Source organism: Leclercia sp. J807, from assembly GCF_009734465.1.
Taxonomy (GTDB): domain Bacteria; phylum Pseudomonadota; class Gammaproteobacteria; order Enterobacterales; family Enterobacteriaceae; genus Enterobacter.
In genome coordinates this window covers 1,459,382-1,477,735 of the sequence record NZ_CP046446.1, presented here as the reverse complement: position 1 = coordinate 1,477,735, position 18,354 = coordinate 1,459,382, and the positions used below count along the sequence as shown (strand labels likewise).

Annotated in this window: 18 protein-coding genes; 6 read left to right on the top strand and 12 right to left on the bottom strand. The window is 56.0% G+C overall.

Translation table 11 applies throughout. The annotated features are described in order from the left end of the window. Positions 1-129 precede the first annotated feature (129 nt). The 6 genes from GNG26_RS06860 to GNG26_RS06835 all read right to left on the bottom strand — a co-directional run bounded on the left by GNG26_RS06860 (position 130) and on the right by GNG26_RS06835 (position 6,047). Complete coding sequence (locus tag GNG26_RS06860) at positions 130-639, bottom strand: fimbrial protein (RefSeq protein WP_156238257.1); 510 nt, start codon at positions 637-639, stop codon at positions 130-132. Positions 640-682: 43 nt separating this feature from the next. Next, a complete protein-coding gene (locus tag GNG26_RS06855) occupies positions 683-1,204 on the bottom strand; it encodes a fimbrial protein (RefSeq protein WP_231604228.1) in 522 nt (173 codons plus the stop codon). Positions 1,205-1,224: 20 nt separating this feature from the next. After that, complete coding sequence (locus GNG26_RS06850; protein WP_156238255.1) at positions 1,225-2,163, bottom strand: fimbrial protein; 939 nt, start codon at positions 2,161-2,163, stop codon at positions 1,225-1,227. A gap of 27 nt (positions 2,164-2,190) precedes the next feature. Then, a complete protein-coding gene (locus GNG26_RS06845; protein WP_156238253.1) occupies positions 2,191-4,725 on the bottom strand; it encodes a fimbria/pilus outer membrane usher protein in 2,535 nt (844 codons plus the stop codon). A 51-nt stretch (positions 4,726-4,776) separates the two neighbouring features. Beyond that, positions 4,777-5,454: a molecular chaperone gene (locus GNG26_RS06840; protein WP_156238251.1), complete on the bottom strand. Its 678-nt coding sequence runs from the start codon at positions 5,452-5,454 to the stop codon at positions 4,777-4,779. Positions 5,455-5,516: 62 nt separating this feature from the next. After that, complete coding sequence (locus GNG26_RS06835) at positions 5,517-6,047, bottom strand: fimbrial protein (protein WP_156238249.1); 531 nt, start codon at positions 6,045-6,047, stop codon at positions 5,517-5,519. Positions 6,048-6,454: 407 nt separating this feature from the next. On the opposite strand from GNG26_RS06835, the gene GNG26_RS06830 reads away from it, so the two are divergent. Further along, complete coding sequence (locus tag GNG26_RS06830) at positions 6,455-7,117, top strand: helix-turn-helix domain-containing protein (protein ID WP_156238247.1); 663 nt, start codon at positions 6,455-6,457, stop codon at positions 7,115-7,117. 207 nt (positions 7,118-7,324) lie between these two features. Beyond that, the gene (locus tag GNG26_RS06825) at positions 7,325-7,513 is read left to right on the top strand and encodes a helix-turn-helix domain-containing protein (protein WP_156238245.1); all 189 of its coding nucleotides are present in this window, start codon (positions 7,325-7,327) and stop codon (positions 7,511-7,513) included. A 106-nt stretch (positions 7,514-7,619) separates the two neighbouring features. Here the strand turns inward: GNG26_RS06825 and GNG26_RS06820 are convergent, their stop codons facing one another. Continuing rightward, positions 7,620-8,057 (bottom strand): GNAT family N-acetyltransferase, encoded by a 438-nt coding sequence (locus tag GNG26_RS06820; protein ID WP_156238244.1) that lies wholly within the window; start codon positions 8,055-8,057, stop codon positions 7,620-7,622. Positions 8,058-8,206: 149 nt separating this feature from the next. On the opposite strand from GNG26_RS06820, the gene GNG26_RS06815 reads away from it, so the two are divergent. Then, positions 8,207-8,884 carry a type 1 glutamine amidotransferase domain-containing protein gene (locus tag GNG26_RS06815; protein ID WP_156238242.1) on the top strand — a complete coding sequence of 226 codons (678 nt, stop codon included), beginning with the start codon at positions 8,207-8,209 and terminating at the stop codon, positions 8,882-8,884. Positions 8,885-8,993: 109 nt separating this feature from the next. Then, entirely contained in the window at positions 8,994-9,734 is a 741-nt protein-coding gene (locus GNG26_RS06810) for a nitroreductase family protein (RefSeq protein ID WP_156238240.1), read from the top strand. 105 nt (positions 9,735-9,839) lie between these two features. Here GNG26_RS06810 and gsiD read toward each other — a convergent pair whose 3' ends face one another. The 5 genes from gsiD to iaaA are packed head-to-tail and all read right to left on the bottom strand — an operon-like array spanning position 9,840 to position 16,113. Continuing rightward, positions 9,840-10,751 (bottom strand): glutathione ABC transporter permease GsiD, encoded by a 912-nt coding sequence (gene gsiD, locus GNG26_RS06805; protein ID WP_103178818.1) that lies wholly within the window; start codon positions 10,749-10,751, stop codon positions 9,840-9,842. A gap of 1 nt (position 10,752) precedes the next feature. Further along, positions 10,753-11,673, bottom strand: a complete 921-nt coding sequence (gsiC, locus tag GNG26_RS06800; protein ID WP_103823478.1) for a glutathione ABC transporter permease GsiC — start codon at positions 11,671-11,673, stop codon at positions 10,753-10,755. Between the two features lie 47 nt (positions 11,674-11,720). Then, positions 11,721-13,259, bottom strand: a complete 1,539-nt coding sequence (gsiB, locus tag GNG26_RS06795; protein WP_156238238.1) for a glutathione ABC transporter substrate-binding protein GsiB — start codon at positions 13,257-13,259, stop codon at positions 11,721-11,723. A 32-nt stretch (positions 13,260-13,291) separates the two neighbouring features. Beyond that, the gene (gene gsiA / locus GNG26_RS06790) at positions 13,292-15,163 is read right to left on the bottom strand and encodes a glutathione ABC transporter ATP-binding protein GsiA (protein WP_156238237.1); all 1,872 of its coding nucleotides are present in this window, start codon (positions 15,161-15,163) and stop codon (positions 13,292-13,294) included. A gap of 11 nt (positions 15,164-15,174) precedes the next feature. Continuing rightward, positions 15,175-16,113, bottom strand: coding sequence for a beta-aspartyl-peptidase (gene iaaA, locus GNG26_RS06785; RefSeq protein ID WP_156238235.1), 939 nt, complete (start codon positions 16,111-16,113; stop codon positions 15,175-15,177). A gap of 189 nt (positions 16,114-16,302) precedes the next feature. On the opposite strand from iaaA, the gene moeA reads away from it, so the two are divergent. Next, the gene (moeA, locus tag GNG26_RS06780; protein ID WP_156238233.1) at positions 16,303-17,535 is read left to right on the top strand and encodes a molybdopterin molybdotransferase MoeA; all 1,233 of its coding nucleotides are present in this window, start codon (positions 16,303-16,305) and stop codon (positions 17,533-17,535) included. Positions 17,536-17,537: 2 nt separating this feature from the next. Beyond that, positions 17,538-18,290, top strand: a complete 753-nt coding sequence (moeB, locus tag GNG26_RS06775; RefSeq protein ID WP_156238232.1) for a molybdopterin-synthase adenylyltransferase MoeB — start codon at positions 17,538-17,540, stop codon at positions 18,288-18,290. The last annotated feature ends 64 nt before the right edge of the window (positions 18,291-18,354 follow it).

Genomic DNA, 18,354 nt, shown 5'->3' with positions numbered 1-18,354 from the left:
GAAAACTGTTCTTCAGGCCACATAAATTCCCGAAGGGAATGGCTTCCTCGTACCGCGTTTTCAATCGGTAAACGATAAGGCATAGTGCACTTTTAAATAAATATCAGAGGATTATTGCCCGGGAGTCATTTACTGCCAGGTAAAATCGACGTTCATCACCGACTGGAATGTACCAGGGCCAGCACTGCCCTGCGGAGTAAACATTCTGGCCGACAGTTGAAATGTTGCAGAGCGCGTGCTTACGTTGACTGGCTCACCCAGTGAATCGCCCGGCGCATAAGTCGTGCTATGACTGCGGCTGGCGATCCGCAGCGCCATATTGGTGCTGGTGCCGCTGTTTTTCCATGCTGTGGCGTCGATGGGATCGGCTGTGCCGCTCAAGGTTGCCGTTACCTTGGTCGTACCGGACGGACATTGGGTTAATAGCAGATCGAAGTCATGCCACTCGCCACCCTCCCCTGCGGTTTGCAGATCCCGGCGCTGTACGGTGCCAAGTTCCACCGTTTTGTTGACCGTGTCGGTGTCTACCGTGCAGGGGCTGGTGACAACGTTTCCTGAAACTGAAATTGACGAGTCTGCCTGCACAGCAGCAGAGAATAACGTTAAACAGAAAGCTATTTTCAGGCCGGGCTTCAACATAGAAATCACCTTTTTGCCCCGGTAAACCGGGGCGTATTGCTTGTTATTGATAGATAAAGGTTGCCGTTACAACCGAATTAATGGTGCCCGGCATGGCGCTACCCGCACTGGAATAGGCCTTGGCTTTCATCGACATGGTTACCGTGCGGTCCGCCGCCACGGCCTGAGTGATGCTCGTGCCGTTCCCCTTCAGACTGCTGGTGCTGGCCTGAATCAATGCCACCGCTACGTTGGTCGCCGTACCAGTGCTTTTGTAGTAGTTCGAACCGGCAACCGGATCGCTGGTTCCGGAAAAAGTCGCCATTACGTTTGAAGTACCGGTTGGACAATCGGTCAATTTGATGTCGAACGGCACTTCTGTAGAAGAAGAACCTGCCGTCGCCAGCATGCTCGCCTGGATATTGCCGAGATCGACGTCGATATTGCCTGAGCCGCCGTTCACGATGCACGGCGAGGCCACCACGTTGCCGGTAATATTCAGGTTGACCGTATCACCTGCAAACGCGCCCTGAGATACCATGGTTACGCCGAGCGCAGCCGCTGCGATAGTCTTTAATTTCGCCATTTATTTTATTTCCTTTTTTATTACTGATAGGTTAAATCAAGGGTCGCTGATGCGTTAGCTTTACCCGTTGAAACAGTGGTTTTGGTCTGATAATAACGGGCGGTAATCGGGAAAGTTTCCTGGCCTCCTGCCGATTGCTTCAGCACGATACGGTTATTTAATACTAATGGGATACCGTTATATAGCAGCTGCACGCCGACACCTTTTGCCACATCCGCATTTCCCTGGCCGGTTAAGGCTAATACGCTGGTGGTGCTAACATCAGGGTTTTGGGTGCCTTGTAGCATGACGTTAATATTGGCTCCAGCGTCGCAATTCAGACCCAAGCTCTGGGTATTTTGAGCACCAACTGGAGCCGTTCCCACGCCATTATTGAATGTTGCAGCCAGTACATCACCAATTGGAAAAGTTAAATTTGGCGTTGTAATAGAACACAAAGTTTGGGTTACTCTTGAGTTGATGATATAAAACTGAAGCGCATTTCCCCCGGTATCATAATATATGCTAGAAATCAATCTATCATCAAATACCCCGGACTGAATAGGACCGGTTTTCACTAAATAAAAATTATGAGGTAAAGTATCTTCTGGATAGTTGTTTGCAGGAAAAGTTTGTATAACAGCTGGGTTGGTGAAAAAGCCGTAATAACCTTGCCAGGGTTCCCCTTTTATACCTACACCAGGAATTCCAGTTTCATAAACATTATTAATCACCGTAAGTGGGCCTGTGTTCATCTTCTCATATTGTTGGCCACCATTTTTACAATCGCTAATTATCTCATTAGTGGGCTGAACTACCGCTGAGGCAATTTGTGTACCAACTGGAGCATCTCTCTGGACAATAACATTGCCAAAAGGAATATATAAATTCCATGTACCCAAATTAACGCATGCAAAAGCTGAACAGCTCATAAAGCTGGCTAACAAAAACAAAGATCTTAAATGAAAAATTAAATACATATAAACTCCCTACCTAACATCTTAATTTTAGTTGCACTGTCCGGTGGCCATCCGTACGCCGGTATTTGGGCTTTGCTCCGAAAGCGAATAATTCACCTGACACTGCTGTAAAGCGTCATTGCCCCACTTCACCAGTAATGTTCCGCTCGGACTTAACCCGGTCAAATAAACCTGACCCTTATCACCGACAATAAAGCTGTTGTTGCTCTGGCCTTTAACGGTTGCAATCGCCCCAAACGGTACAGGTTGGCCGCGGCTGTGATTCAGGGTCATCAACACCCGCTGCCCGACGTTCGCTACATAATCCGCCCTGACGATCGCACCGCGCGTTGGGATCACCGTCTTGTTGGTCAGCTCCAGCTCCACGTCATCCGGCAGGGTATCGGTTATCAGCGCCACGTCATTTTTGCGGTACGGCGTCAGGTTGCTCACCGTGGTATAGCCGCGCCAGTCGGTTTTCGCCCCGCTCTGGTTCTGGATGCTCACCCCTTTTGCCCCCGGTGCTTTTATCAGCACATTGGTTTCACCCAGCGGCTGAGAGAAGGTCACGCCGTCAGCATGGGCAATGATCCCGCCCTGCAGACCGTAGTTGAGACGATCGCTGTCTTTGTCGTAGCCGTAACCCGCCGTCACTTTGGCGTAGGTGCCTTTGTAATCGGCGTTGGCGTTGCCGGTATAGCCCACATCATTGGTGCCATAACCCTGCTGCACGTTCCAGCTCAGGGCATTGTTCTCCAGCGCGGAACCGTTCAACCCGACACTGTGCGTGGTGCCGTTGTTCTTACTGGCATTCATGCTGTAGCTGGCCCAGGTGCGCGGGAGGAATTTCTCCAGCGGTACACTGATGTTCAGCGCTATCTGCTGATCCTTGTCGTAGCTGGTCCGGTGCCCGTAGTAGTCGTTGCTACCGTTTTTGCTGTAGGTATAGGTGATGCCGTAAGTGATGCTTTTCCATGAGTTGTTATATCCGGCGCTGTAAGACTCCATGGTCTTACCGGAATTCCAGTAATCCTCACGCACGGCGCTCAGCATCAGCGCGCCCAGGTTCTGGCCGATGATCTGACTCATGGTCAACTCGGCGCGGTTACGACGACGATCTTCCAATGCCCGGTTATCGCCGTATGAATCCAGCACTTCCTGCATGCCGTAGTAGCCGCTGGTGGAGTAGCGGTAACCGGCAATAGCGAAGTTGGTGCCTGTTTCAACAAAGTTCTTGCTGTAGCGGATACGCCAGGACTGGCCGTTGCTCTTATCCAGATCCTGCGGTTTGGACCACGCCTGGGTCACATCGGTGGAGAACGCACCAAAGTCGCCCATGTTTTTACCCACACCCAACGCCAGAGACTGATACTTACTCGCTTCCTGGAAGCCGCCATACAGGGTCAGGCCCCAGGGCAGACCGTAGATCCCAGTCAACTGGCTGAACGGGGTTTTATCCACATCGCTGTTATACGAGCGGTACTGACCGCCGGTCACCGCATACTTGAAGCGCCCTTCACGCTGTAATACCGGCAGGGAGGCAAAAGCCACGGTATAGTGCTGCTCGCTGCCGTCGCTCTCTTTGACGGTCACATCGAGATCGCCTGCTCCACCGGTTGGGTACATGTCGGTAATTTCAAACGCACCCGGCGCCACATAGCTTTGGTAAATCTGATACCCATTCTGTCGAATGATCACCTGGGCATTGGTCCGGGCAATACCACGCACCACCGGGGCGTAGCCTTTCAGGGATTCCGGCATCATGTCGTCGTCGGAGGCCAGTTGCGCCCCGCGAAACGGCATGCTGTCGAACACATCCGCAGGGGAGGAGCTATCACCGGCGGTGAACTGCGCCTTAAGCGGAACAATGGCCCGCTGAGCGTAGGTGTACACCGTATCCCACCTGTCGTTGCCACTGCTGTCACGGCTCCAGGTGGTGTAGTTACGCAGCCGCCACGGGCCGATGTTGATACCCGGACGCAGGTTGGCGTACTGGCTGTTGGTATCGCTGCCGTTACCGTTGCGCGTCCAGTTGTTGGATCCGCTCAGGCTGTAGTTGAGCATCGCGGCGGTGATCCCTTCATCCCACATTTCTGGCGGCACGTAGCCACGAGCCTGCGGCGACAGCGCCGCCTGGGGAATACTGATCACCAGACGCTGGGCAGCAAAGAGAAAATCGGCAGAGGCGTGCGGGATAGCGGCTAATTTTGCGCATTCGCCGTCAGAAGAGAGAGCGGGGAACAGTTCGGTTTTCACCCCCCAACTTTTCAGCTGTGCCACGCTCAGGCAGGGCTGCAGAATCATGTCGCCATCGGCGTCCTTAACCGAATCGAAGCGAATATCACGGGTATCAACAACCTGCTCGCTGATAACCACATCAACGCGATAGGTGCCTGGTAGCTGCGACCCAGACTCAAATGCAGAGAGATCTGCCCCCTTCATCCCTGGATCATCCAGCTCGATCAAATCCGGGTTAAAAAAATCTCGGGCATAAACGGCCTGTGAGACAGCCCCCAGAGCAAACGCAATTAAGAAGGCAAGTCGTGCAGGTTTGAAGATTTTTTCCTGCTTATTATTACTCATCACAAATTTACTCCATCTGTACGAAACAGGCGTCCTTTACCCCAGCGCGAGCTAAAACGTGGCGTTATGTACGTTTCCAGTTCCGCCGTAGTCGTTAATAATTTTGAAGGTCACGGCCCCGCCGCTTACGCCTTTCGGTAAATCAAACCGTGCGGTTGCTCCTGGCAAGACATAGGTCACGTTTTCCAGCTTTTTACCGTTGATATGGATTTCGTTGAAGTTCATCACCACGTTGGTTGGGTTAGTAACCTGGATCTGATTGCCGCTACGCTGCCAGGTTAATTTGTCCGCCTGCTCTTCCGGAATCACGCCCTTCAGTGCCGTCGGGCGATAAATCAGCTTGATGCGTGTTTTCACCGCGATTTGCAGCGTGTTGTCTTTACGTGGTGCAGAAGGAATAGCCTTAATATTCAGCCAGAACAGTGATTCTTTATCCTGCGGAACTGAGCCCGCTAATACGATACGTTCCACGTTCTGCTGGTCTTTATCCAGTCGATAGAGCGGTGGCGTGATAATAAAAGGTGCTTTCTCAGCACCCCCATTTTGCGTTTCCACCCATGACTGAATTAAATAAGGTGTTGTGTCCGGGTTAGTCACGCTAATAGAGGATTCTTTTTTATTGCCGTCATAAATTACACGCGTTCCACCAATCACCACACCTGCATTGGCCGCTGAAACGCCAGCAGAAAGAATCGCAAAGGCAATTAAAGATTTACTCAGAAAGTGCATTTTATACCTCGATAAAAATGGGGCCTTGAGGCTGGCCCCAATTATTTTTCCGGCCGGGAAAATTAGTTGTAAACTACAGAGAAGTTAGCTACGGAATTTGCCGGACCAGCAGTGACTGAATCCGCAGTAGATTTGTACTGAGCGTAGAAATCCAGGGTATTGTCAGCAGTGCTGCTCAGGGCATAGCTGTAACCGTTAGAACCGTGCAGCGGCAGATCAGCCTTGTTAGCAGTCATCAGGTTAATAGCAACACCGGTCGCAACGCCTGCAACTGAGGAGTCGACAGCCAGCAGCGCTGAATTAGTTGCATCAGGCGTACCATCGAAACGCACAGCCGCAGACGTTACGGTTGCCGGGCAGTCTTTCAGTACAATTTTGAAATTAGTTGCAGCCGTTCTGTCGCCAGCAGCCGTGAATTCAGACTTATTATATTTACCCAGGTTAACGGTCTGGTTCTGCGAACCCACGTCAACAGTGCACGCTGCGTCCAGAATTTCACCGTTGAAGTTCACGATGCCAGCAGCAGCAAATGCGTTAGACATAGACAGGACAGCAGTAGCAGCGATAGCAGCAGCGATAATATTCTTTTTCATGTATTAAATTCCTTTATTGCCATATGAATTCGCGAAATTCAGGCTGCAAAATACTGATGGACTCACTTTCACATCCATATATTTTTGGGTCAGCCGTTTTATTTCTGATATGCAGCAAGCCGATTTTAAAGATATATTTTCAATAACTTTAATTTCACTTTCTCACTTGCTGAAGCGAATTTATAGAAATTATTTTTTGTACACAATTTATTTCTTTACCAACCGTAGACTTAAATGTTAACACCTAATTAACATAGTAGAATATATAATAATAATCCTAAAGGTATTGCAGAGTTGTTAACAAATCAGTCCACAATGGAACTAATATAATATTCCTTTCTTAAATGACCAGATCGATAATCATTCATGAGCCTTTAGCAATAATAAAATGATCTGGAGTAATAATAATGAATATCAAACTCAAAAACGGTCAGAATCCGGAGATTGCATCTACGCATTTGTTAAAACCCGTCGATGATATCAATAAAATAATCGAACAAATCTCCCCGTTTGCTAAGCCATTTCAGGCTAATAAAGGGGCGATTCTACGTTATTACACTGGCAATAAACGTACCTGTTATTTACTCCATCAGGGGAGCGTGACGCTGAACCGCAGGGGAGATGGGATGGTGTTAAATTCAGAACGGGCCACCTTTATTATGGGAGTAAGCAATCAGTTTGCTAACTCCGAAAACCTCTATCTGCGCGTAACAGAAGATGCACAGATGAGCAGCTTACCGCTGGAACGTTTTAACTTATTAATTGAAAGTTCTATGCTGTGGGAAAGCATGTGCAAATTATTGATTTATACCGCTTCATGCGTCTATGAACACTGCACCCTGGTTTCGCACATGTCTTCCTATGAAATCATTCGCTTTCAGTTGCAAGAACTCATGAAAGAATCAGATCGCCTCCGCGCCAGTATTACGGCGGCCAACTACATAAAAAGCCGCACCTATCTCTCCCGTAGCGGCATCATGCGTATCCTCGCCGATCTGCGCGACGCCGGTTGTATTGAGCTAAATCGTGGTACTTTGGTCTCCATCAAAAACCTGCCATTAAAGTATTGAATTCACAGCCTGCATTTTATGTGGACGGGTTCATAAACAGTATTAGACTTGCCTTCGAAACCTTTAATGTTTTTGACGAGTAGAAATACGGCAACAGGAGTATTTCAATTACTTATTTTATGCTAATAAGATTATTCTTAGCCATAGGTAGAATATCTGAAGCGAGATGTCGAGGTAAAATATATTCTTCCCCGGCATCGTTTGAGTATGCAGATAGGTAATGAACGATGCAGTATCGCGATCGACAAAATGGACAGGGCGTACGACATTCTCAACGAAATATTCACCATCAGAAATAATATCATTGCCGAAAGATCTATCCGCGACAAAGCCCATTTGTCACGCAGCAGCGTGATGCACATTCTGGCGGGGTTGAAAGAGGGGGATATGAATTAAACTCTGCGGGCGGATAAATAGTGTTAAGCTGCCGTAGGAATTTTGAGGGGCCCCATTCAGTAAGGATGCCGGGCAAACGCAGCGCCGCCCGGCTTAAATTCTGCACTTAAATCGTAATCCGGTAGCGAACGTAATCATCCACCGTGGCCAGCTTGTCATACAGCGCCCGGGCCGGATTGCCCTCCCGCGTCACCCAGTAGACCTTCGACCACCCCTTATCCCGTGCCTCAGCAATAATGGCTTCGATCAGCGCCCTGCCCGCCCCTTTGCCGCGCGCCGCGTCATCCACAAACAGATCTTCCAGATAACACACCGGCTGGGTTACCCAGGTACCTTCATGCAGCACGCAGATGGCAAAACCCACCATGCCCTGTTCGGTTTCTGCCAGTCGGCAAAACAGTCCCGAATCCGGGGATAATACCCGGCGCCAGGTCGCCAGCGTCACCGCCTCATTCAGCCCGGTGCCGTAAAAATCGAGATAGCCTTGCCACAGCGTTAACCATGCTGCGTAATCTTCCGCTTTCGCTTCACGCACGTTAATCATTGGTGTGATCCTTGATGTGTCTGATATTTCCCGATGATAACAAGGATTGCCCGGAAGCTGCCGTAATCATTCTGAAACTGCCCTCCCTCCGGGGATGGCTTCGCTGAACCAGGCTACCTTTATAGCTATCCACATCACCGGAGAAAACAATGAAAGTATTAATGGTTCTCACCTCTCACAGTGAACTGGGCAATACCAGCAAGAAAACCGGCTTCTGGCTGGAGGAGTTTGCCGCCCCGTATTATGTTTTCAAAGACGCGGGCGCCGATGTGGTGCTGGCGTCTCCCCAGGGTGGTCAGCCTCCTTTAGATCCCAAAAGCGATCAGCCCGATTTCCAGACCGGGATGACCGATCGCTTTAAAGCCGATCCGGCCGCGCAGCAGGCACTCGCTAACACGGTCAAACTCGACAGCGTGCGCCAGGAGGATTTCGACACCGTCTTCTATCCGGGTGGCCACGGTCCGTTATGGGATCTGGCGGAATCCCAAACCTCCATCGCGCTGATTGAAGCCTTTACCCGCGCGGGTAAACCGACCGGCTTCGTCTGCCATGCCCCAGGCGTGCTGCGCCATGTGAAAACCGCCTCTGGCGAGCCGCTGGTCAAGGGCCGCAAGGTGACCGGTTTTACCAACGGTGAAGAGGCCGACGTGGAACTGACCGACGTGGTGCCTTTCCTGGTGGAAGATGAGTTGAGCGCGCTGGGTGCGCATTACCAGAAAGGCCCGAACTGGGGCTCGTATATTGTCGAAGATGGTAAGCTGATCACCGGGCAGAACCCGGCAAGCTCCGAAGAGGCGGCCAAAGCGCTGGTTGCTGCGCTGCGCTAACCCCTAACCCGGCCGCTGGCCGGGCTTTTCACCTGCGTGTACCGCAAAGAGTGTTAAATGCAAAACAGTTTCAGGCTGTTAAGATTTTGCGCTTCACACGGGAGAACGCATGAACACCATTATTGACCTGTTTAACGACCATAAAAGCGAGCGCAGCTTCACCGATCAAGCCATTGATGACGCCACGCTCGAACGCATTATCAGCACTGCTTACCGTGCTCCTACCTCCGTCCATTCCCAGCAGGTGTCGGTGATCGTCACACGCGATGCCGAAAAGCGGGCGCAGATTTCGCAGATCGCCGGCGGCCAGCCGTGGATCGCCAAAGCCCCGGTGTTTATCACCTTTGTGCTGGATATGTACAAAACTGAGGTTGGCATGAAGCTGGCGGGCAAGGAGCAGATAGCGCACCAGAGCATAGAGAGCCTGGTGGCTGGCGCAACCGACGTGGGCATTGCCCTGGGCTCGGTGATGGCGGCTGCCCGCTCCGAAGGGCTGGGGATTGTGCCAATTGGCGGGATCCGTCTGAAGCCGCAAGAGCTGATTGAGTTGCTTGAGCTACCGGAACACACCTTCCCGGTGGCGGGCGTGGTGATTGGTCATGTCGATGTGCCATCCCATCACAAACCGCGTCTGCCGCTGGAGACCTTCCGCCACGACGAAGCCTATGTCACCGAGGGGCTGGAAGCGAAAATCACCCGCTACAACCAGCAGATGACCGAACACTGGCAGGCGATTAACCGTACCGACGGCGAAACCTGGAGTGAAAGCGTGAGCGGGTACTACCAGCACATTTACTTCCCGGACGTGCTGCCAGCCCTGATTAAGCAGGGCTTCGGCGTCGACAAGTAATTCCAGCCCTTACCCGGCGGCGCTTCGCTTGCGCGGGCCTACGGGTGATGGGCCCTTGTAGGCCGGGTAAGCGCAGCGCCACCCGGCAAAAATGCGCGCACCCGCTCACCCCTTAATGCGCGGGTCCAACGCGTCCCGCAGCCCATCTCCTAACAGATTAAACGCCAGCACGGTGAGGAAGATCGCCATGCTCGGGAACAGCGCCACGTGCGGAGCAATCACCATATCGGCCCGCGCCTCGTTAAGCATCGCCCCCCACTCCGGGGTCGGCGGCTGGGCGCCTAAGCCGAGAAAGGACAGGCTCGCCGCTGAGATAATCGACACCCCGATACGCATGGTGAAATAGACCACGATGGAGGAGACGGTGCCCGGCAGGATATGGTTAAACAGAATCGTGGTGTCGCTGGCACCGATACTGCGCGCCGACTCGATAAAGGTCTGCTGTTTCAGCACCAGCGTATTGCCGCGCACCAGACGGGCGAAGGCTGGAATGGAGAAGATCGCCACGGCGATAATCACGTTGGCCATGCCGTTGCCCATCACCGCCACCACCGCAATCGCCAGCAGAATGCCGGGGAAGGCAAAGAGCACGTCGCAGATGCGCATGATAATCCGGTCCCACCAGCCTTCATAATAACCTGCCAGCAGCCCCAGCACCGTGCCGATGGCCGCGCCAATCAGCACCGCAAACACCCCCGCCGCCAGCGAGATCTGCGCCCCCATCAGCACCCGGCTGAAGATATCACGCCCCAGGGAGTCCACGCCGAACCAGTGCATCATCGATGGCCCCTCGTTCAGACGGTCGTAATCGAAATAGTTCTCCGCATCGAAGGGGACGATCCACGGGGCCAGTATCGCCACCAGGATCAACATCAGCACGAACAGCCCGGCGGCGATCGCCACCGGCTGCTTGCGAAAGCGTCGCCAGAATTCATGCCACGGAGTGCGGATCTGATCCGGTTTAAGTCCCGGCATCGCCTTTAACATGGCCTGCCGGCGCCAGTTTAACAGTCGCATCTTACTTGTACCTGATAGCCGGATTAATGGCGGCATACAGGACATCCACCACTAAGTTGATAAGAATAAACTCCAGCGAAAAGAGCAGTACTTCCGCCTGGATCACCGGGTAGTCGCGCATGTCGACGGAATCGACCAGCAGGCGCCCGAGCCCCGGCCAGTTAAAGACCTTTTCCACCACGATGGAGCCGCCGAGCAGAAAACCGAACTGCAGCCCCATCATGGTGACCACTGGGATCATCGCATTACGCAGGCCATGCTTGAGGATCACCCACCTCTCGCTCACCCCCTTCGCCCGGGCGGTGCGCATATAGTCTTCATTCAGCACATCCACGAATGAAGCGCGGGTAAAGCGCGCCATCACTGCCGCCACCGCCGCGCCCAGCGTCAGCGAAGGCAGGATGTAGTGCCGCCAGCTGTCCGCGCCCACGGTAGGCAGCCAGCCCAGCTCAACGGAGAAGATCTGCATCAGCAACATCCCCAGCGCAAAGGCCGGGAAGGAAATCCCCGTCACCGCCAGCGCCATACCCAGCCGGTCCGGCCAGCGGTTACGCCACACGGCCGCCACAATCCCGGCCATCAGGCCAAACAGCACCGCCCAGGCCATGCTGGCGAGAGTCAGCCAGAAGGTAGGCATAAAGCGGCTGGCAATCTCCGCGGAAACGGGCCGACGGGAGACCATCGAGATACCAAAATCGCCCCGCAGGACATTGGTAATGTAGTGCCAGAACTGCCGGTAGAGCGGCTGATCCAGCCCCAGCTGCTTACGTACCAGCTCAATGACCGTGGCATCCGCTTCCGGGCCGGCAATCAGCCGCGCCGGATCCCCTGGTAGCATATGCACAAATAAAAAGACCAGCACCGCGACAATCAGCAGCGTCGGGATCAGGCCCAGCAGGCGTTTAATCACATAATTCAGCATGCACATTCCTCTCATCCCGCAGGCGCATACCTGCGGGAATGAGTGCTCTATTTCAGATCCGCGTCGTCAAAGCTAAAGCCGGTATCCGGCATGATGTAGAATCCGGTCAGCGCCTTGTTGTGCGCCGAGACCAGCTTCTCTACCACCAGCGGCACCCAAGGCGACTCCTTCCAGATGGTGTCCTGCGCGTCCTTGTACAGTTTCGCTTTCTCTTCCGGCTGGGTAGTTTTCAGGGCATCCGTCAGATCTTTATCCACCTGCGGATTACTGTAAAACGCGGTGTTGAACAGGGTTGGCGGCCAGTTTTGCGAGGCGAACAGCGGCGACAGCGCCCAGTCGGCTTCGCCGGTGGAGGCCGACCAGCCGGTGTAGAACATCCTTACCCCGCTCTCTTTCTGCCCTTTGCCTTCCACTTCGGCGGCACGCTGTCCGGCATCCATCGCCGTCACCTTCACCTTAATACCCACCTGCGCCAGCTGCTGCTGGGTAAACTGCAGCACCTTCTGGGCGGTGCTGTGATTGTGCGACGACCACAGGGTAGTGCTGAAGCCATTCGGGAAGCCAGCCTCTTTCAGCAGCGCGCGCGCTTTTGTCGGATTGTATTCCCACGGATGGTACTGCTGGGAGTATGCAATAGACGGCGGCACCACGCCCGTTGCCGGAGTGGCATAGCCCGCAAAGGCCACCTTCACCAGCGCCTCGCGGTTGATGGCGTAGTTGATCGCCTCGCGCACTTTCGGGTTATCGAACGGCTTTTGCGTCACGTTCATGCTGATGTAGCGCTGCATAATGGACGGGCTGGCGACCAGCTCCAGCTTGCTGTTTTTGCCGAGCAGCGCCGCCTGCTCATAGGGGATCGGGAAGGCAAACTGCGCTTCGCCGGTCTGTAGCATCGCCGCGCGGGTGTTGTTATCCACCACCGGACGCCAGGTGATGGTGTCCAGCTTCGGCAGCCCTTGCTGCCAGTAACCGGCAAACTTCTTCACCTTCACAAAGTCGGTCTGGTTCCAGGTCACCAGCTCATACGGCCCGGTGCCCACCGGATGAAAACCAATCTCTTTGCCATATTTTTTCAGCGCCTCGGGGGAGATCATCGCCGTGGCCGGGTGCGCCAGAATGTTGATAAAGGCGGAGAACGGTTCCTTGAGAGTAATTTTTACCGTGGTGGGATCGACGGCTTCAGTGCTGGCGATATTTTTATAGAGGTTGTAGCGCTTGAGGCTGTTGTCCGGGTTGCTGGCGCGATCGAGGTTGACCTTCACCGCCTCGGCATTGAAGTCGGTGCCGTCCTGGAACTTCACCCCGCTGCGCAGCTTGATGGTGTAGACCAGCCCGTCGTCAGAGACGGTATAGCTCTCGGCCAGCACGTTTTTCAGCTGCATCTCTTTATCGAGGCCGAATAGCCCCTGATAAAACGACTTTGCCACCTGCTGGGAGAGCGTGTCGTTGGCGTCATAGGGATCGAGGGTGGTGAAATTGGAGGCCACCGCCACTACCACATCTTTTGCTGCGAAGGCCGGCGTGGCCGCGAGGGCCGCCGTTAGGCTCGCGGCTAACAGCCATCTGCGAGCAACAAATTTTGTCATGTTCTTCTCCTGTTGTTCCCTGCTGTCTTAAGTTATAAACGCGAAAAAGCATTGTCCTGACGCGGCGGTGCGACAAAATGGCCGGGGCTGACCTCCCGCAACGCCACGCGCTCGGTGGGTTCTCCCCGCTGGCGAATGTTACCCGGCAGCTCGTCCTGCAACAGCACCCGTCGGGCCTGCCGGTGAGCCGGATCGGCCACCGGCACCGCCGCCAGCAGTTTGCGGGTGTAAGGGTGCTGGGGATTTTCAAACACCGCACGACGCGGGCCAATCTCGACAATCTGCCCGAGGTACATCACCGCCACCCGGTGGCTGATGCGCTCCACCACCGCCATATCATGGGAAATAAACAGAAACGCGATGCCCATCTCCCGCTGCAAATCGAGCAGCAGGTTAATGATCTGCGCCCGGATGGAGACATCCAGCGCCGAGACGGACTCGTCGGCAATCACTACCTTCGGGTTCAGGGCCAGCGCGCGGGCAATACAGATCCGCTGCCGCTGGCCGCCGGAAAATTCATGGGGATAGCGCCAGGCGTGTTCCGGTTTGAGGCCCACACGCTCCAGCAGCCACGCCACCCGCCGCTGGGCGGCATCCCCGTCCAGCAGGTTATGCACCCGCAGCGGCTCCATAATCGAATAGCCCACCGTCTGGCGGGGATCGAGGGAGGCGTAGGGATCCTGGAAAATAAACTGAATATCCCGCCGCAGGGGTTGCAGCTTCCCGGCCGGCAGGGTGTCGATGCGCTCACCGTTAAAGGTGATGGTGCCCTCCTGGGCCTCCACCAGCCGCAGCAGCGCCCGGCCGGTGGTCGATTTGCCGCTGCCGGATTCGCCCACCAGCGACAGCGTTTCGCCGGGCCATAAATCGAAACTGACGCTCTCCACCGCGTGGACTTCGCGCTTGACGCGGTTAAACAGGCCGCCGCGCAGCGGAAAGCGGGTCACCAGGTCACGCACCTGTAAAATGGGCTCGCCGGGCACCACGGTATCCTGCTCGGTTTCAGCCTCCTGATAGCCGGGTTCGGCAAGGGAGAACAGTGGAAAACGCCGGGGCAGATCGCTGCCGTTCATCGCTCCCAGACGTGGCACCGCGGCCAGCAGCGCCTTCGTATAGGGGTGCTCAGGGGCATGGAAAATCTGCTCCACGGTGCCGGTTTCCACCGCCTCGCCCTGATACATCACCAGCACCCGATCGGCGATATCCGCCACCACGCCCATGTCGTGGGTGATAAAGATCACCCCCATCTCCATCTCCTCCTGCAACACCTTGATGAGCTGCAGGATCTGCGCCTGGATGGTGACGTCCAGCGCGGTGGTCGGTTCATCGGCAATCAGCACCGCCGGGCGACAGGAGAGCGCCATGGCGATCATCACCCGCTGGCGCATGCCGCCGGAAAGCTGGTGCGGGTAACGCGACAGCACAGCATCGGCCTCCGGGATCCGCACCTGCTCCAGCATGCGCCGGGCTTCGGCCAGCGCCCCCTCGCGGTTCAGACCCTGATGCAGGCGAATGGATTCGGCGATCTGCTCCCCCACCGGAAAGACCGGATTGAGGGAGGTCATCGGCTCCTGGAAAATCATGGCGATATCCGCGCCGCGCACGCTGCGCATCTGGGAGGCGTTCAGGGTAGTGAGATCGCTCACCTGGCCGTTACGACGGCGCAGCAGCAGGCTGTCGCACGCCACCTGCCCGCCGGACTGTTCAATCAGGCGCATCAGCGACAGCGCGGTCACCGATTTACCGGAACCGGACTCACCGACGATCGCCAGCGTCTCGCCGCGTTTTAGCGAAAAAGAGAGGTGTTTAACCGCCGGGATCGACTGATGGTTGTCAGGAAAGGCAACGTTCAGGTTGTGCACCGCCAGCACCTGCTGACTGTCCAGTTCATCACTGTGCGGCATGCCTCTCCCCCTTATTCACGGTAAATTCCGGTGCTCGGCGTATCGCCTGCGTATCCCCAGGCACGGTACATGCCCTCACTGTTAAACGGTAGTGCCACATTGCCCTCGCGATCGATGGCAATCAGCCCGCCGCTGCCCTCCAGCGCCGGAAGTTTTTCCATTACCACCCGCTCGCAGGCTTCTGCCAGGCTTAAGCCGCCGTAGTCCATCAGCGCGGCGATATCATAGGCGGCCAGGGTGCGGATAAATACTTCGCCAGTGCCGGTACAGGAGACCGCCACGCTGGCGTTATTGGCATAGCAGCCTGCACCGGGCAGCGGGCTGTCGCCCACCCGACCGGGCAGTTTATTGGTCATTCCCCCGGTGGAGGTGGCCGCGGCCAGATTGCCCGCTTTATCCAGCGCGACGGCGCCCACGGTACCCATTTTGCTCGCCTCGTCCAGCGGGGCGGCGTGGTCGAGCCGGGTCTCACCCGCCCCGCGCGCCGCCAGCAGTTGCTGATAGCGCTCCGGGGTAGAGAAAATCTCCGGCGACACCGCCTCCATGCCGTGGGCAAAGGCGAATTTCTCGGCGCCCTCCCCGACCAGCAGCACGTGCGGGCTCTGCTCCATCACCAGACGGGCGGCCAGCACCGGGTTGCGCAGATGGCTGACCCCGGCCACGGCGCCCGCTTTCAGGGTAATGCCGTCCATCACGCAGGCATCCAGCTCGTGGGTTTCGTCGCGGGTAAACACCGCGCCAATCCCGGCGTTAAACAGCGGGCACTCCTCCAGCAGACGTACCGCTTCGGTGACCACATCCAGCGCGCTCTCTCCCGCCTCCAGCATTCGCTGGCCGGTTTCCACAATCGATGAGAGCGCCTCAACGTAGCGCCTTTCCTGTTCCTGACTAAGCTGCGCGCGGGTGATAGCCCCGGCGCCGCCGTGGATTGCAATGACTGCCTTCCCCATTTACTTTACCTTTGGGCACGTTATGGCCGCTTTTTTTATAAATATCATTATCGTGGCTGACAATTCATATAATTTTTGAATATAGAAAGACGTCACGGTGATGTAAAGGGTAAGCCCATGGTGTCATACAGTTAACGGCACTTTTCTGCCATAATGGCCGCCTTCGTTATTCTCTCCCTGGAGTGACCCATGGATTTTACCGCCGGACTGATGCCGCTTGAGACGGCACTCACCCAGATGCTCGATCGTATTTCTCCGCTTACAGAGCAGGAAACCTTACCGCTGCTGCGCTGCTTTGGCCGCGTGACCGCCGCCGACATCATCTCTCCCCTGAACGTGCCGGGCTTTGATAACTCAGCGATGGATGGCTACGCCGTGCGTCTGGCGGATCTGGCGGCAGGTACCGCGCTGCCGGTGGCGGGAAAAGCCTTTGCCGGTCAGCCTTTCCAGGGTGAATGGCCTGCCGGAAGCTGCGTGCGCATTATGACCGGCGCGCCGGTGCCGCCAGGCTGCGATGCGGTGGTGATGCAGGAGGAGACCGAACAGACCGACGATGGCGTGCGTTTTACCGCCAGCGTTAAGCCGGGACAAAATATCCGCCGCAGCGGGGAAGATATTGCCCTCGGCGCGACCGTCTTCCCGGCGGGGACAAAACTGACCGTCGCCGAACTGCCGGTGCTAGCCTCGCTGGGCATTGCAGAGATCGCCGTGGTGCGCCAGGTGCGCGTGGCGCTCTTCTCCACCGGCGATGAGCTTCAGTTGCCGGGCCAGCCGCTGGCCGAAGGGCAGATCTACGACACCAACCGGCTGGCGGTGCACCTGATGCTGGAGCAGCTCGGCTGTGAGGTGATCAACCTCGGCATTATTCCTGACGATCCGCAAAAACTGCGCGAAGCCTTTATTGAGGCGGATCGCGTGGCCGACGTGGTCCTGAGCTCCGGCGGCGTCTCGGTGGGCGAAGCGGACTACACCAAAACGATCCTCGATGAACTGGGTGAGATCGGCTTCTGGAAGCTGGCCATCAAGCCCGGCAAACCTTTCGCCTTCGGCAAACTGCCGGATAGCTGGTTCTGCGGCCTGCCAGGGAACCCGGTCTCTGCGGCGCTCACCTTCTACCAGCTGGTACAGCCATTGCTGGCGAAGCTCTCCGGCAACCGGGCGCACAGCCTGCCTGCCCGCCAGCGCGTGCGCGCCGCCACCCGGCTGAAAAAATCGCCGGGCCGTCTCGACTTCCAGCGCGGCATTCTGGCGCGTAACGCCGACGGCGAGCTGGAGGTGAGCACCACCGGCCATCAGGGCTCGCATATTTTCAGCTCCTTCAGCCAGGGCAACTGCTTTATCGTGCTTGAGCGCGAACGCGGTAACGTGGAAGCGGGTGAGTGGGTGGAAGTCGAGCCGTTTAACGCCCTGTTTGGAGGCTAACCATGACGGTGGAGCTGAGCGACAACGAGATGCTGCGCTACAATCGCCAGATTGTGCTGCGCGGTTTTGATTTCGACGGCCAGGAAGCGTTAAAAGCCGCGAATGTGCTGGTGGTCGGCCTCGGCGGATTAGGCTGCGCCGCGGCGCAGTATCTGGCGGCGGCCGGTGTCGGGCGCATGACGCTGCTCGATTTCGACACCGTGTCGCTCTCCAACCTGCAACGCCAGACCCTGCACAGCGATGCGACCCTGGGCGAGCCGAAAGTGGTCTCGGCCCAGGCATCACTTTCGCGCATCAACCCCAACGTGCAGTTTACGCTGCTCAACGCCCTGCTTGATGACGCCGCGCTGTCTGACCAGATTGCCCAACACGATCTGGTGCTCGACTGCACCGACAACGTCACCATTCGCAATCAGCTCAACGCCGGCTGTTTCGCTCATAAGACGCCGCTGGTCTCCGGGGCAGCGATCCGTATGGAAGGCCAGGTGAGCGTCTTTACGTACGCGGAGGGCGAGCCCTGCTACCGCTGCCTGAGCCGTCTGTTTGGCGAAAACGCCCTGACCTGCGTTGAGGCAGGAGTGATGGCGCCGCTAGTGGGGGTGATCGGTTCGATGCAGGCGATGGAGGCGATTAAGGTGCTGACCCGTTACGGCACGCCCGCGGCGGGGAAAATCGTCATGTATGACGCGATGACCTGCCAGTTCCGCGAGATGAAGCTGATGCGCAATCCGGGGTGTGAGGTGTGCGGGGGGTAAAAACATGCCGGGTGGCGGCTTCGCCTTACCCGGCCTACAAAAACCTCGAACCGTAGGCCGGGCA